Source organism: Streptomyces sp. NPDC052687 (assembly GCF_040678395.1).
GTDB lineage: Bacteria > Actinomycetota > Actinomycetes > Streptomycetales > Streptomycetaceae > Streptomyces.
In genome coordinates, this window is sequence record NZ_JBFATR010000004.1 from 113,483 (window position 1) to 127,297 (window position 13,815).

Annotated in this window: 15 protein-coding genes; 6 read left to right on the top strand and 9 right to left on the bottom strand. The window is 74.0% G+C overall.

The annotated features are described in order from the left end of the window. Positions 1-145: 145 nt before the first annotated feature. Positions 146-511, bottom strand: a complete 366-nt coding sequence (locus tag AB0K92_RS06735; RefSeq protein WP_165997954.1) for a hypothetical protein — start codon at positions 509-511, stop codon at positions 146-148. 158 nt (positions 512-669) lie between these two features. Between AB0K92_RS06735 and AB0K92_RS06740 the strand changes: the two genes are divergently transcribed. Further along, on the top strand, positions 670-957 hold the full coding sequence (locus tag AB0K92_RS06740; protein ID WP_365920086.1) for a chaplin: 288 nt from the start codon (positions 670-672) through the stop codon (positions 955-957). A gap of 77 nt (positions 958-1,034) precedes the next feature. Further along, positions 1,035-1,559 carry a GNAT family N-acetyltransferase gene (locus tag AB0K92_RS06745; RefSeq protein ID WP_365920088.1) on the top strand — a complete coding sequence of 175 codons (525 nt, stop codon included), beginning with the start codon at positions 1,035-1,037 and terminating at the stop codon, positions 1,557-1,559. A 63-nt stretch (positions 1,560-1,622) separates the two neighbouring features. On the opposite strand, the gene AB0K92_RS06750 is transcribed toward AB0K92_RS06745, so the two are convergent. Continuing rightward, a complete protein-coding gene (locus AB0K92_RS06750; protein WP_365920090.1) occupies positions 1,623-2,522 on the bottom strand; it encodes a 2-dehydropantoate 2-reductase in 900 nt (299 codons plus the stop codon). A 135-nt stretch (positions 2,523-2,657) separates the two neighbouring features. Between AB0K92_RS06750 and AB0K92_RS06755 the strand changes: the two genes are divergently transcribed. Together AB0K92_RS06755 and AB0K92_RS06760 are read left to right on the top strand one after the other, a co-directional pair. Beyond that, positions 2,658-2,888, top strand: a complete 231-nt coding sequence (locus AB0K92_RS06755) for a DUF2277 domain-containing protein (RefSeq protein WP_365920092.1) — start codon at positions 2,658-2,660, stop codon at positions 2,886-2,888. A gap of 76 nt (positions 2,889-2,964) precedes the next feature. Beyond that, the gene (locus AB0K92_RS06760; protein WP_365920094.1) at positions 2,965-3,477 is read left to right on the top strand and encodes a DinB family protein; all 513 of its coding nucleotides are present in this window, start codon (positions 2,965-2,967) and stop codon (positions 3,475-3,477) included. A gap of 10 nt (positions 3,478-3,487) precedes the next feature. On the opposite strand, the gene AB0K92_RS06765 is transcribed toward AB0K92_RS06760, so the two are convergent. The 6 genes from AB0K92_RS06765 to AB0K92_RS06790 all read right to left on the bottom strand — a co-directional run bounded on the left by AB0K92_RS06765 (position 3,488) and on the right by AB0K92_RS06790 (position 10,325). Further along, the gene (locus tag AB0K92_RS06765) at positions 3,488-3,991 is read right to left on the bottom strand and encodes a helix-turn-helix domain-containing protein (protein WP_365920342.1); all 504 of its coding nucleotides are present in this window, start codon (positions 3,989-3,991) and stop codon (positions 3,488-3,490) included. 205 nt (positions 3,992-4,196) lie between these two features. After that, positions 4,197-4,802, bottom strand: a complete 606-nt coding sequence (locus tag AB0K92_RS06770; RefSeq protein WP_365920096.1) for a VTT domain-containing protein — start codon at positions 4,800-4,802, stop codon at positions 4,197-4,199. A 117-nt stretch (positions 4,803-4,919) separates the two neighbouring features. Then, positions 4,920-5,384: a DoxX family protein gene (locus AB0K92_RS06775; protein WP_365920098.1), complete on the bottom strand. Its 465-nt coding sequence runs from the start codon at positions 5,382-5,384 to the stop codon at positions 4,920-4,922. A 63-nt stretch (positions 5,385-5,447) separates the two neighbouring features. Continuing rightward, positions 5,448-7,502 (bottom strand): FAD/NAD(P)-binding protein, encoded by a 2,055-nt coding sequence (locus AB0K92_RS06780; RefSeq protein ID WP_365920100.1) that lies wholly within the window; start codon positions 7,500-7,502, stop codon positions 5,448-5,450. A gap of 344 nt (positions 7,503-7,846) precedes the next feature. Next, positions 7,847-9,511, bottom strand: coding sequence for an alkaline phosphatase D family protein (locus AB0K92_RS06785; RefSeq protein WP_365920102.1), 1,665 nt, complete (start codon positions 9,509-9,511; stop codon positions 7,847-7,849). A gap of 169 nt (positions 9,512-9,680) precedes the next feature. Then, a complete protein-coding gene (locus AB0K92_RS06790; protein ID WP_365920104.1) occupies positions 9,681-10,325 on the bottom strand; it encodes an HNH endonuclease family protein in 645 nt (214 codons plus the stop codon). Between the two features lie 424 nt (positions 10,326-10,749). On the opposite strand from AB0K92_RS06790, the gene AB0K92_RS06795 reads away from it, so the two are divergent. Continuing rightward, on the top strand, positions 10,750-11,331 hold the full coding sequence (locus AB0K92_RS06795) for a TMEM165/GDT1 family protein (protein WP_365920106.1): 582 nt from the start codon (positions 10,750-10,752) through the stop codon (positions 11,329-11,331). A gap of 193 nt (positions 11,332-11,524) precedes the next feature. After that, on the top strand, positions 11,525-12,193 hold the full coding sequence (locus AB0K92_RS06800; RefSeq protein ID WP_365920108.1) for an HAD-IA family hydrolase: 669 nt from the start codon (positions 11,525-11,527) through the stop codon (positions 12,191-12,193). Between the two features lie 278 nt (positions 12,194-12,471). Here the strand turns inward: AB0K92_RS06800 and AB0K92_RS06805 are convergent, their stop codons facing one another. Further along, positions 12,472-13,752 carry a peptidoglycan-binding protein gene (locus AB0K92_RS06805; protein WP_365920110.1) on the bottom strand — a complete coding sequence of 427 codons (1,281 nt, stop codon included), beginning with the start codon at positions 13,750-13,752 and terminating at the stop codon, positions 12,472-12,474. Positions 13,753-13,815: the final 63 nt, after the last annotated feature.

Genomic DNA, 13,815 nt, shown 5'->3' on the forward strand with positions numbered 1-13,815 from the left:
CCGCACGAAGACCCCGGCCGCGTCATCGGCCGGGGTCTTCGCCGTTCCGCGCCGTTCCGCGCCGCTCCCGGCGCCGTGCAGGGCGGTTCCGGGCTGTCCACGGGGGCCCTCCGGCCGCTCCGGCCGTGTTCCGGCGCCCGCCGGCTCAGCTCGGGCGGGAGTCCGCCGCGTCCTCCGGGCCCTCCGGGGTCTCGTGGGCGTGTTTCAGCTGGGAGCGGGCTTCGACGCGGTCGGAGCCGGAGAGTTCGGACCAGTAGCGGTGGGTGCTGACGAAGACCGCGAGTTCGTGCTCGCGGCGGCGCAGTTTCTCCACCTCGGCCTGCTCGTCGGCGGACCAGCCGGGGGAGGCGGGGCGCTCCACCTTGCGCCAGCCGCCGTCGTCGCTGAAGCCGTCCAGAGGCTCGACCGACCAGGGGAGCCGCTTCAGCAGGGCCGACAGTTCGGCCCGGACCTGATGCAGCTCCTCCTGACCGGCGCGGAGGTCGCTGGGGAAGTCATAGGTCGTAGCCACGAGCCAATGCTACGCCTGTTCGATTTTGGGTCGCGAGTGACTTCGCTCGTTCGGGGGAGCAATGGCGGCGGTGCGCGTCGGAGGCTGCACAGAGTCGGGGCACATCCCTCATTTTCCGACAGAGGAGAGAGAACGGGCGCACTATCCCGAGGATCGCCGTGACCGTCGTCGCCGGTGCCGCCCTGGCCCTCGGCGGGGCCGCCACCGCCACCGCCACCGCCACCGCCACCGCCGACACCGACGGCGGCAAGGGCGGCAAGGGCGGCGACGGCGTCTGCGGCAGCAGCGGCGCCTGCGCCTACGGCGTGGCCGTCGGCTCGCCCGGCGTCCTGTCCGGCAACGTCATCCAGATCCCGGTGGACCTGGACCTGAACGTCTGCGGCAACTCCATCAACGTCGGCGGGCTGGGCAACCCCGCGACGGGCAACTACTGCTCCAACGACTGACGCCCACGCCTGGAAGGACCCGGCTTTCGAGTGGAACGAGCCGGGTCCTTGTCAGTGCCGGCGCCTACCGTGGCGGTATGGACGGTGACGTGCGGCTGGTGCCGTGGGGGGAAGACGACTTCTGGCTGTTGCGCAGGACCAACAGCCCCGAGATGACCGAGCACCTGGGCGGACCGGAGAGCGAGGAGCAGCTCGCCGGCCGGCACCGGCGGTATGCCGGGCTGAGCGTGGGGCGGATGTACCGGGTGGTGCTCGCGGAGGGGGAGGAGACCGTCGGCTCGATCGGATTCTGGGAGCGCGAGTGGCGGGGCGGGACGGTGTGGGAGACCGGCTGGGCGGTGCTGCCCGAGTTCCAGGGACGCGGGCTGGCCGCGCGGGCGGCCCGCGCCGTCGTCGGGGAGGCACGGGCCGCCGGGCGGCACAGATGGCTGCACGCCTTTCCCGCGACGACGCACCCGGCGTCCAACAAGGTGTGCGAGCGGGCCGGATTCACCCTGCTCGGCCCCGTCGACTTCGAATACCCGAAAGGGCACTGGATCAGATGCAATGACTGGCGGTCCGAGCTGAGCGGTGAGGCAGGGGGTGGGCGCGAGGCGGGGTGAGAGAGGGGGTCGGGCGCGAGGCGGGGTGGGAGGGGGACGGGGAGGCCGTGGCCGCCGGGTGCCTCAGTGGCCGGCGTCGCGCAGGGCCCGTACCAGCTTCTCCGTGACCGGTACGGGAATGCCGTGCCGCTGTGCCGCGCGCAGCAACGCCCCGCCGATCGCGTCCAGTTCCAGCGGGCGGCCGGCTTCCGCGTCGCGCTGCATGGAGGACTTGGTGGCCGGCGGGAAGGCGTCGTAACGGGCCAGGGCCTGGGCCGGGTCGCCCGGTCCGCCGCAGGCGCCGCTCACCGCGGCGGTCTCCTCGACCAGCGCCGTCAGCTCCTCGCGGTGCCGGGTGCGGACCTCGCCGAGCGGGACCGCGTACCGGGTGGTGAGCAGGGCGAAGGGCGCCAGGAACGACATCTTGGCCCACAGCGTCGCCGCCTCGTCGTCCCGTACGCGGGTGGCGGGGCCGGCCGCCGTGAGCACCGCCGCGAGGGTGTCGAGGCGGGCGCGCGGGACCGCGTCGCCGGTCAGGTCGATCTCGGCGAACGGGCTGCCGTGCTCGATCTCGCCGGGCGCGACGCGGGTCGACTCCACGCGGATCACGGCCGGCGCGACCCGGTCGGGGCGGTGGCGGTCGCGGAGCAGGGAAGGATGCTCCACACCGTTGAGGAAGGGGACGAGCAGGGTGTCGCCGAGGACGTCCGGGTCCGCCGGGAGGCGGGTGAGGGCGGCGTCCAGGGCGGTGTGCTTGACGGTGATCAGGCAGGCGTCGACCGGTTCGCGCAGCGCGGTGCCGGCCTCGACGCGGGCGGTGAAGTCGCCGAAGCGCGCGCTGCGCACGCGGAGGCCGCCGGTGCGCAGCGCGCGGGCGGTGTCCTCGCCGGACAGGCAGATCACGCGGTGGCCGGCGCGGGACAGCAGGGCGGCGAGCAGGCCGCCCACGCCGCCGGGACCGAGCACGGCGAAGGTGTGTGCCACGAGTGGCTCCTCTCGTTGGTCGGCCCCGGAACCGGTGGCCGCCTCGGTGGTGATCATGGCAGACGGGTGTGGGTGCGGACAGCCCGGTTGCGGAAGGCGGGGACGGGCCCGCCGGGGGAGGAGGACACTGGAGCCATGTGCCGGAGTATCAAGACGCTTCGTCCGCCCGCGTTGCCCGAGGAGGCGACGGAGGAGGACATTCGGGCCGCCGCGTTGCAGTACGTGCGGAAGGTGTCCGGCTTCCGGGCGCCGGCCGCCCACAACCAGGAGGTCTTCGACCACGCCGTCGAGGCCATCGCCGAGGCCACGGCCGAGCTGCTGTCCGGACTGGAGGTACGCGGCCGCCCCGCCCGCAGCGCGGGCTAGTGCCGCCTCAGGCAACGTTCGCCCTGTTGTGAGGTCCTGCCTGTCGACGGGTTCGGCCGCTGGCGATAATCGACCGATGGCCATCATCGAACGCCCTATGCCACCCCTGAACGCCGACGAGCGCACCACGCTCGAAAGCTGGCTCGACTTTCATCGCACCACCCTCGCCATGAAGTGCGAGGGCCTGGACGATGAGAAGGCCGCCGTCGCATCCGTGCCGCCGTCCGCCTTCACACTGACCGGCCTCGTCCAGCACATGGCGGAGGTGGAGCGGAACTGGTTCCGCCGAGTGCTCGCCGGAGAACAGGCCCCGCCCATCTACGACCCGCAGGCTGACCCCGATGCCCCCGACGGCGGCTTCGAGCTGGCCGAGGGCGCCACCCTGCGCGACGCTCTGGCCACCTGGCACGCGGAGATCGCCCGCGCCCGCGAGCACTGCGCCGACCGCGCTCTGACCGACACCGGCCGCTTCATGGAGCAGGACGTCAGCCTCCGCTGGATCTACGTCCACATGATCGAGGAGTACGCCCGCCACAACGGCCACGCCGACCTGCTCCGGGAACGCATCGACGGCACCACCGGCGTATAGCGCTTCCGGCTCAGGCAGTGTCGGCCCGGTCGACGACGGCGCGTAGGTGCCGGTCGTCGGCGTGGCGGTTTCGCCAGATGACGTAGCGGCGGATCATGCTGCCCTGTTCCTTGTGGTCAGCGTGGTCCGTGCCGTCGAGCGTGAAGTAGCGCAGGGCCGTGAACTGGGCCTCGATCCGGTTCCACCAGGTGGCGACCAGGAAGTCCGCCGGCTTGGTCAAGCTCCAGGTGGAGAACGGCAGGTCGTGCTCGGTCGGCTTGGACGTCGCGATCTTCTTGATCTCGCGGCGCTCGGGCAGCGTGAAAGTCCTGGGCCGGCCACCCTTGTACTTCGGGTACAGCGAGTCGAAGCCGTCGGCATTGAAGTTGTGGATCACGTCCCGGACCCGGTCGGCGCTGGTGAACGACACCTCAGCGATCTTCGCTACGGGCATGCCTTGTGTGGACAGCAGCGCCATCTGGGCCCGCCGCCAGGTCACCACCGATCCGGTGCCCCTGCGGATGATCCGCAGCAGTCATTTGCCCGTGGCTCGGGCGGACTGTCTGCGGGATGGTCGGCCCTCCAAGGTGCGGGCCGGCTGCCTGCGGCACGGGCCGGCTGTCCGAGGTGCGGGTCGGCTTTCCCAGGCGCGGACCGGCGGTCCAAGGCGCGGACCGGCGGTCCAAGGCGCGGACCGGCCGTCTGAGGTGTGGGCCGGTTCAGACGCGCTCGCGTATGCGCTACGTCCGTCGCACCAGATACGTCGCCGCCGCTCCCGCCGCGAGCAGTGCCAGTGCGGACACGCCCGTCGCCAGCCAGGTGGCGCCCAGCCAGTGGGCACCGAAGTAGCCGAGGGCGACGCTGTAGGTGGCCCAGGACAGGCCGGCGAGGGCGGACCAGGGGAGGAAGTCGCGGGCGCGGCGGCGGGCGGCGCCGGCGCCGAGGGAGACGACGGAGCGGCCGGCGGGCGCGAAGCGGGCCAGGACGACGAGGGCGCCGCCCCCGCGGGACAGCGCCGTGCCGAGACGTTCCTGCGCGAGGCTCAGGCGGGGCGAGCGGGCGAGGGCGCGGTCCAGCCGGTCGCCGCCGCGCCAGGCGAGGCGGTAGGCGACGAGGTCGCCGGCGACGGACGCGGTCGTGGCGCACAGCGTCAGCACGAGGATGTCGGGCACGTCGTGCGGGACCTCGCCGGTCGCCGCGCCGGTGCCCGCCGCGGCCGCGGTGGCCGCCATGATGACCAGCACCCCGCTGGGCAGTACCGGCAGGAACACATCAAAAAGGACCGATACGGCCACCACCGCGTAGATCCATGGGCTGCCGGTCAGCGACCCCACACTCTCCAGCACCGTTACTCCCCGTTGTCCCCCGTAAGCCCCACGAGCGTACGGGGCGGCCCCGGAGCGCGGTGTCCGGGGCCGACGAGGTGCACGGCGTTCCGGCGCCGGTGCGTGCCCGTCAGGGCGTCACGCCGCGACCGCGGGCTTGCGCTCCGCGGACTCCGTCCCGGTCTCCGTCCGCGCGGAACGCCTGGCGATCAGCCGGTCCAGGCCGAACGCGCCGGAGCCGGTGAAGACCAGCAGGAAGAAGGACCAGCAGAACATCGCGGCGGCCTCGCCGCTGTTCTGCAGCGGCCACAGGGCCATGGGCTGGTGGACGTCGAAGTAGGCGTACGCCATCGAGCCGGAGGCGATGAAGGCGGCCGCGCGGGTGCCCAGGCCGAGTAGCACCAGCCCGCCCGCGACGAGCTGGATGACGGCCGCGTACCAGCCGGGCCAGGTGCCGGTGGGTATGGTGCCGCCGTCACCGCCCGAGGCGCCGCCGAGGACGCCGAACAGGGAGGCGGCGCCGTGGCAGGCGAAGAGCAGGCCGACGACGATGCGGAACAGGCCGATCACATAGGGCTGCGCGCGGTCGAGGCGTGCGGTCATGTGGGGGCTCCTTCGGTCGGGCGGGTCGCGCGGACCCGTCGGGGACAGAACCGAGTGGAGCCCTCACGGTAGGAGCGCCTCATCAATGCTTGCAAGTTCAACATTTAGCCATTGCTTAACTTCCGCTCCCGGTTCCGCAGCCGTCTCGCCCGCCGCCTCCGCCTCACGCTCCGCCTCGTCCTCCGCCTCGTCCTGCGCCGCCCGGCGCAGCACCGCCCGCGCCACCGCGTCCGCGTCCGCCAGCGTCACCGAGTCCACCCCGGGCCGCGCGCCCGCCGCGGTGACCCAGTGCACCCCTTCCGTGGGCACGCCGAACGCGAACCGGCGCGTGTGCGGGCGTCCCTGACGGTCAATCAGGAAGTAGGGGCGCGGGGTCACGTCCAGTCCACCGGTCTCGTACTCGTCGACCGTGTGCGGGCGCGCCTGGCCGGTGGCCAGCAGTCCGGCCAGCAGCTCGTCGGCCGTGCGCCGCACGTCCGGCTCCGGCAGCCGGGCCTCGATCAGCGTCGTCACCCGCACCTCCGACCCGGGTACGACCGGCGAGCGGGCCACCCACGCGCCGTCCGCGCACCGCACGTCCAGCCGCGGCCCCACCACCTCGACCACGCCCGCGGCGATCAGCGCGGCCAGTTCCTCGACGCGCCGGCGCGGCGGGCCGATGGAGAGGAAGGCGTTGAGCGGGGTGTACCAGCGGTCGAGGTGGTCCCGGCGGGACGCGCCGGTCAGTCCCGCGTGGTCCACGATCAGCCGGATCTCGTTGCGCAGATCGCGCAGCACGTCGAGCGCCGCCTTCAGCGGCCCGCGGACGTTGCCCCGCGCGGCCTGCGCGGCGTCCTCCCGCAGATGGTCCAGCAGCCACGCCCGCCACTGCCCCGGACCGGTGAACTCCCGTTCCCCGTACGGCCGGGCCAGGCGCTCCCAGGACCAGCGCTCGTCCTCCGGCACGCCCCACTCGTCCAGCAGCCGCGCCTCCTCGGGGTCCCCGTGCGGCACGGCGAGGAAGCGGTCGGTGAAGTCCGGGACGGCGAGGCCCAGTCGGGCGGGATCCGGCCCGGGGGACGCCGCGTCGGCGGTGTCCCGGCCCCGCAGCAGCGTCGCGTAGTAGACGGTCTCCACCTCCTTCGCGACCAGCGGCCATATCTCCGCGAGGAAGTCCGGCGCGTCGCCCGAGTCCGCGCGCTTGCGGAAGCCCGAGACGACCTCCGGCGTGAGCACCAGCGGGAGGTGCCGGCCGTACGGACCCTTGGCGTTGTCGCCGCGCGCCTGGTACGGGACGCCGCGCCGGGACCCGGCGTACAGCCGTGGCTCGCGGCCGGAGGGGACGTAGCGCAGTGCCCGTCCCTCACGTCCCTCCTGCCCCTGCCGCTCCTCCCGTACGAAGCGACCGCCGCGGCCCGTCGTCAACAGGGCCAGGTGGTCGAAGAAGTTGAGGCCGAGGCCGCGCAGGAGGACCGGCTCGCCGGGGGCCACGCCGGTCAGGTCGACGTCGGCCGGGTTGGCGGGCGGCACATGGCGCAGACCGTGCGCGGCGGCGTACGACGCGAGGCGGCGCTGCTCCGGGTCGGCGGTGGCCGAAAGATGACCCTGCGCGAGGACGACCGCGGCGAGCCCGGTCAGGACGCGGCCGTCGTCCAGGGTGAGGGTCTGGCGGCCGTCGGGGGCGTCCGTCAGGGCGACCGCGCGGGCCGCGTGGGTCTCGACCCGCACCCCGGGCGGGGCCGCGCGCACGACCTCGGCGAACACCCACTCCAGATAGCGGCCGTAGTGGGCGCGGGTCGGGTAGTCGTCGGGGCCGAGGTCGCCGCCGGCCCACTCGTACAGGCTCGGTCCCGGACGGATCGGGCCGGAGCAGTCCACGCTGTCGTCGGTGAAGAGGGTCACCTGTGAGGCGACCGTGTTCATCAGCAGCTCGGGGGACTGGGTGGTGCGCCAGACCCGGCCGGGTCCGGGCGGCGCCGGGTCGACGACGTGCACCGTGAGCCGGGTGCCGGGCGGAAGGAGGGACGGGGCGGAGGCGCAGAGGCGTTCGAGGACGCTGGTGCCGCGCGGACCGGCACCGACGAGGGCGACGGAGAGCGGAGCGGTGGGGGCGCTGTTCTCCGTGTTCGCTATAGACAAAGGGGGGACTCCCGGGCGAGTGGGGCGCGTTGGAGCATGAGGTCCGCCGAAGCGGACGACCTGCCGAGACGGACGACCTGCCGAGACGGACAGCCCGCCGAGACGGACGGGCCGCCGAAGCGGACGGGCCGCCGAAGCGGACGGTCCGCCTCATCATGCCGTCGGCCGCCACTCAAGCCAACGCGCGTCCCGAGAGATCCCGGAGGTCCCAGAGATCCCGGACGTCCCGGAGACCCGAGAGATCCCGGAGGTCCGGGAGGTCCGGGAGGTCCCCGGACGTACCAAACAGCCCGGACATCCCCAAGTCCCGGCGAAGCCACGGCCCCTGACCCCACGTACAGGGCTCATGGACCGGTCAGCACCGACTCCTCCACCGTGACCAGCCGGGCCCCGTCCGGATTGCCCCGCTCGCCCCGCCCGCTCGCCCGTGCCTGTTCCAGCCGCAGCCGCGCCGAACGCCCGTGCAGCGTCAGCGTCATGAGCTGGTTGCCGAACCAGGGGCCGCCCGTGCGCCGCCAGTCCACCGGCGGACGCGGGAGCCGCCCGTGCCCGGCGAGCCGGCGCCCCACGAACCGCGCGGCGCCGCCCCAGCCGAGCCGGAGGCCGAGGCGCATGGACAGGGGCACGGAGTTGTGGACGGGGGAGCAGGTCAGCTGCAGCACCCGGGCGTCGGGGCCGCGGCCGTCCGGCCAGGAGGGCTCGGCCACATAGGCGTGGTGGACGTCGCCCGACAGCACGGAGACGGTGGCCGGGGCGCCGGGCCCGGAGCCGGCCTCGGCGAGCAGGCCGGCCAGGTCGGCGAAGGACTCCGGGAAGGCGGCCCAGTGCTCCAGGTCGGCGGCCCGGCGCAGCCGTTCCCCGAGCCGCGCCCAGCGCGGGCCCTTCTCGCCCCGGCACAGGGCCGCGCTCCACCGCTCGGTGTCGTGCATCAGGTGCGGCAGCAGCCAGGGCAGGGAGCTGCCGATGAGGAGGTGGTCGCAGGAACCGGGGTCGGCGAGGGCCTGCTCGCGCAGCCAGGCGGCCTCGCCCGGGTCGAGCATCGCGCGGGCCTCCTCGTCGAGGACGCGGGCCGCGCGGCTGTCGGCCATCAGCAGCCGGACCCGGCCGAAGTCGCGCCGGTAGCTCCAGCGCACGGAGGCCAGGTCGGCGTCGGCCCGGGCGGCGAACTCGCGCAGCGCGGCGGTGGCGTCGGGGGTGGCCCGGACGGCGGCGTACAGGGGGTTCTCGGCCAGCTCCGACGGGGTGAGGTTGCCGAGGTGCTGGTACACCCAGTACGACATCAGCCCGCTCAGGATGCGCTCGCGCCACCAGGAGGTGGCCCGCATGTCGGCGAGCCAGGCGGCGGAGGTGTTCCAGTCGTCGATGACGTCGTGGTCGTCGAAGATCATGCAGCTGGGGACGGTGGAGAGCAGCCAGCGCACCGCGGGGTCGCTCCAGGACTCGTCGTAGAGCTGGGTGTACTCCTCGTAGTCCGCGACCTGCGCGCCCGGCGGTTCGTCGAGGCCGCCGCGGCGCTCGGCCAGCCGGCGGCGGGTGGCCGGGGAGAGCTCGTCGGCGTAGACCTGGTCGCCGAGCAGGAGCAGGACGTCGGGCCGCTCGCCGTCCGGATCGGCGGCCAGGCGCGTGGCGAGCGCGTCGAGGGCGTCGGGCCCGACCGGGTCCTTGCCGTCGGCGGGCGGCGCGGCCCAGCGGCAGGAGCCGAAGACGACGCGCACCGGGTCCTCGGTGAGCCCGCTGCGGATCACCGAGGGCGGGAACGGGGAGTCCGGCGGCGGCCACACGCGCGTGCCGTCGAGGATCACCTCGTACGGCGTGGACGTACCCGGGGTGAGTCCGGTGACCGGCACCAGCGCGTAGTGGTGGCCGGCCACCTGGAAGGTCCGGGCGGTGCCGTGGGCGCCGTCGGCGCAGCGCACCTCGGCGGCGCAGGGGCGGCTGGTCTCGACCCAGACGGTCGCGGTCGTGCCGTCGGCGTATCTCAGCAGCGGCCCGAGGCGCAGTTCGGCCATGGCAGTCCCCTCTCCGTCGTCCCGTACGGTACGGAACGACGGAGACGGTCGGGAACGTTCCGCGCACACGGGTGAGCGGGTGTCGCGGCGGGGGCGCGCGCCGGGCGGGATCTGGGGGTGTCGCGGCGGGGGCGCGCGCCGGGCGCGGTCAGCGGGCGCCGGGGCGGAGTCAGCAGGCGGCGAGGCGGTTCTGCAGCGCGCTCTTCTCCGCGGAGTCCACGGACAGGCCGTAGTAGTACTTCACCTGCACCCACGCGCGGACGTACGTGCAGTGGTAGGCGGTGCGGGCCGGCATCCACTCGGCCGGGTCCTTGTCGCCCTTCGCCTGGTTCACGTCGTCGGTGACGGCGAGCAGCTGGGGGCGGGTCAGGTCGTTGGCGAAGGCCTGGCGGCGCGAGGTCGTCCAGCTGTCGGCGCCGGAGTCCCAGGCCTCGGCGAGCGGCACGAGGTGGTCGATGTCGACGTCGGAGGCGGCGGTCCAGGTGGCGCCGTCGTACGGGGAGTACCAGCTGCCGCTGGTGGCGTAGCAGGAGGAGTCGGTGACGACGTTGGAGCCGTCGCGCTTGAGGACGGTCTCGCGGGTGTTGCAGGTGCCGCTGACGGTGATCCAGTGCGGGAACAGGTCGCGGTTGTAGCCGGTGCGGTCCTCGGTGGCGACGGGGAGGGAGGCGAGGTAGGTGCGGGCGGTGGCGGCGCTCACCGGGGTGGGGAGGGCGGCGGAGGCGGCGGGGGCCTGGAAGAGGGCGGCGAAGGACAGCAGTGCGCCGGCCGCCGCGGCTATGCCGAGCCGTCGACGCGCGTAGCGTGTGGGCATGCGAACTCCCTTGCGGTGTGGGGGTCTTGGCGTGCGAGCGAGGGAATGCTCGCGGTGGGGTGTTGCGGGCGGGTGTGCGCCCGGTGAGAAGCTAATGACGTGCACATGACGTGACAAGGGTCATGGTGCGGTTCGGTGCGAAAAGGTTCGTTGCGAAACGATCACGTACGATGGAGGGCGCAGAAGGGGAGTAGCTCTTCGCCGGACCGTCGACATACTGCTCAGCTCAGCTGGGCCGGCGCCCGGAGCCGGGCCTCACGTGGATTCCCGAGGGATTTTCGTGGGCCGGCCAGCGAGACCTTCGGCAAGCAGTGCACGCCCGTGCCGCACGGCACGGGTGCCGAGTGTGCTGCCCTTGCCGAGGTGTCCTGACGAATAGGGCTCAGCACTCTCGGCGGGGGCGGTCCCGACCGATTGAGGAACCTTGATCAGCTTCACCGTCACGGCGCTCGTCTTCGGCGTCGTCTTCCTCGCCGAGCTGCCCGACAAGACCGCGCTGGCCGGTCTGGTGCTCGGCACCCGCTACCGCGCGTCCTACGTCTTCGCCGGCGTCGCCGCCGCGTTCGCCCTGCACGTCGCGCTCGCCGTCGCGGCCGGCAGCGTGCTGACCCTGCTGCCGCAGCAGATCACCCACGCGCTGACCGGTGTGCTCTTCCTCGGGGGCGCGGCGGTGCTGCTGATGAAGAGGGACGAGGACGAGGAGGAGATCCGCAAGCCGGAGAACCAGTCCTTCTGGAAGGTCGCGGGGTCCGGGTTCATGCTGATCCTGGTCGCGGAGTTCGGCGATCTCACCCAGATCATGACCGCGAACCTCGCCGCGCGCTACGACGACCCGCTGTCCGTCGGCCTCGGCGCGGTGCTGGCGTTGTGGGCGGTGGCGGGACTGGGCATCGTCGGCGGGAAGGCGCTGATGAAGCGGGTTCCGCTGCGGCTGATCACGAAGATCGCGGCGATGGTGATGCTGGTGCTGGGTGTGTGGAGCCTGTGGGAGGCGGTGGCGGGCTGAGCCGCGGCCCGGAGGCCGGGCTCCCCTCCCGTCTCGGGTGCCCCCGAGTTGAACGCCCGGTGAAGCTTTCGCCGGGGCGCTGGCGGGATGCCGGATTTGTTTTGTACCGTAGAGAAACAAAGTGGCTCCCGCCCGTTTTCCCTGACCGGCGGGCGGGGCCGCTCTGTTCCCCCAAGCTCTGGAGCTGCTGCCGATGACGGCCACGACCGTGCTCACCGCCCGCGCCCTCCTGCTCGACATGGACGGCACCCTCGTGAACTCCGACGCCGTGGTGGAGCGCGTCTGGCGTCGCTGGGCCGAGCGGCACGGACTCGACGGCGACGAGGTGATGAAGGTGGTGCACGGCCGCCAGGGCTACGCCTCGATGGCCGTCCTGCTGCCGCACCGGCCCATGGAGCAGAACCACGCGGACAACGCCCGCATGCTCGCCGAGGAGACCGCCGACCTCGACGGCGTCGTCCCGGTCCCCGGCGCCCCCGCCTTCCTCGCCGCCCTGCGCGGCCTCCCGCACGCCCTCGTGACCTCGGCCGACGTGCCGCTGTCCACGGCCCGGATGGCCGCCGCCGGGCTGCCGCTGCCCGACATCCGGATCACCGCCGAGTCCGTCGGCGCCAGCAAGCCCGACCCCGAGGGCTTCCTCAAGGGCGCCGCCGAGCTGGGTGTCGCGCCCGCCGACTGCGTCGTCTTCGAGGACTCCGGCGCGGGTATCGCCGCCGGGCGCGCGGCCGGCATGCGCGTGGTCGGCGTCGGCCCGCGCGCCGCCGTACACCGGCCGGACATGCTGGTCCGGGACCTGACCGAGGTGCGCGTGGAGGACGCCGGGGACGGCACGATCCGGCTCCACGTCACCGCTCGCCGCTAGGGGGCGTCTCCCCGATCATGCCGGGCTCCCGGCGTCTGGCACCGCGCCTCGCCGCGTTGTCGTCGGTCGCCGACTCCCCACGCTCGGCTGCGCTCGCGCGGGGGCACCCCCATCGCGTCGACTCCCTCCTCCGCCTTGCGATGCACGGCACCGGACGCCGTTCGCTGATCCGGCCTGATCGACGAGACACCCCCCAGGACCGCCTGCCACCGGGTCCGCCAGGGGTGGGACCGCCAAGGGCGGGCAAGGCGGCCGGGCGGGTGCGGGCAGGCGCGGTCTCAGGGCTCCCGTGTCTCCGACTCCAGCAGGCCGCGGGTCTTCGGGCCGTACACGCTCAGCTCGTCCTGGAGGCCCCGGGACCACTGGTAGTTGCGCAGGGACTGCTCGACGGCCTCGTCGAAGTGGCCGTGGGGCGCGTCGTTGTAGAGGTAGAGCTGGTGCAGGCGCTGCTGGAGTTCCGTGACCTCCGGGCCCCGGTCGCCGCGCCGCAGTACGGGCGCGGTCTCGGCGGGGGCCTCGGGCGAGGAGGTCGCGCGGGCCGCCGTCGTGGACTCGGTCGGTGTGGGCGTCGGGGTCGGGGTCGCGGAGGCGCTGGACCGTGACGGGCTCGGCGAGGGGGACGCGCTCGCGCTCGCCGACGGGGACGGGGAGGCGGAGGCCGGCGGCGCCGACGCGGTGCTCGGGACCGGGCTCCGGGGCGGCTCGGTGGTCCGCGCCTCGGGGACGGCCTCCCGGACGTCCGTGGGCAGCGCGGTGTTCCGCGACGGCGTGTCGTACGAGAAGAGGCCACTGGTCACCGCCACCACCGTGGCGACCGCGACCACCGCTGCTGACACCAGGAGCGCGACCGTGCGGCGGCTGGTGCCCGGGCGCCCCGCCCCGGTGACGAGTTCCCCGGGCGCCGACTCCCGCGGTGCCGGCACATCCCGTGCCGGCACATCCCCGGCCGGCTCCGCGAACAGGTCCAGGTCGTCGGCGCTCGGCGCGGCGGACGGCGGTGCCAGCGGCGTGGGCAGCACGGTCGTGGGCTGCTGGGCCGTGGGCAGGGCGGCCGTGGGCAGGGCGGTCGTGGGCGGCTCCTCCGCCGGCGGGACGGTCGTGGGTGCCTCGGCCGTCGGCAGAGCGGTCGTGGGCGGCTCCGCCACAGGCACGACGGTCGTGGGCGGCTCCTCCGCCGACAGGGCGGCCGTGGGCGGCTCCTCCGCCGGCAGGACGGTCGTGGGCGGCTCCTCCGCCGGCGGGACGGTCGTGGGTGCCTCGGTGGTCGGGAGCGCCGTCGTGGGTGGTTCCGGCGCCGGCGGCTCGGGCTCGACCGGGCGCAGTGGCATGGTCGGCTCCACGTCACCGGACGACGGGGTCACCACCGGGGCGCCGGCGCCGTCCAGCTCGACGTACGGCCGGATCCGCAGCGGATCGAAGTCCTCGGCCGCCGCCTGCTCCGCCGTACGGGCGTCGCGCAGCGCCTCGGACGCCCGCGGGCCGCAGCCGCACGACGGCGTGTTGTCGGTGCCGCGGGCCGCCCCGCACTCCGGGCACGCATGCCCTCTCGGCTCCGCCACGCGTCCGCCCCCTCCCTGCACGATGTGCCCCGTGCGCGCCCCCGCGCGTACGAACTGGCGTCC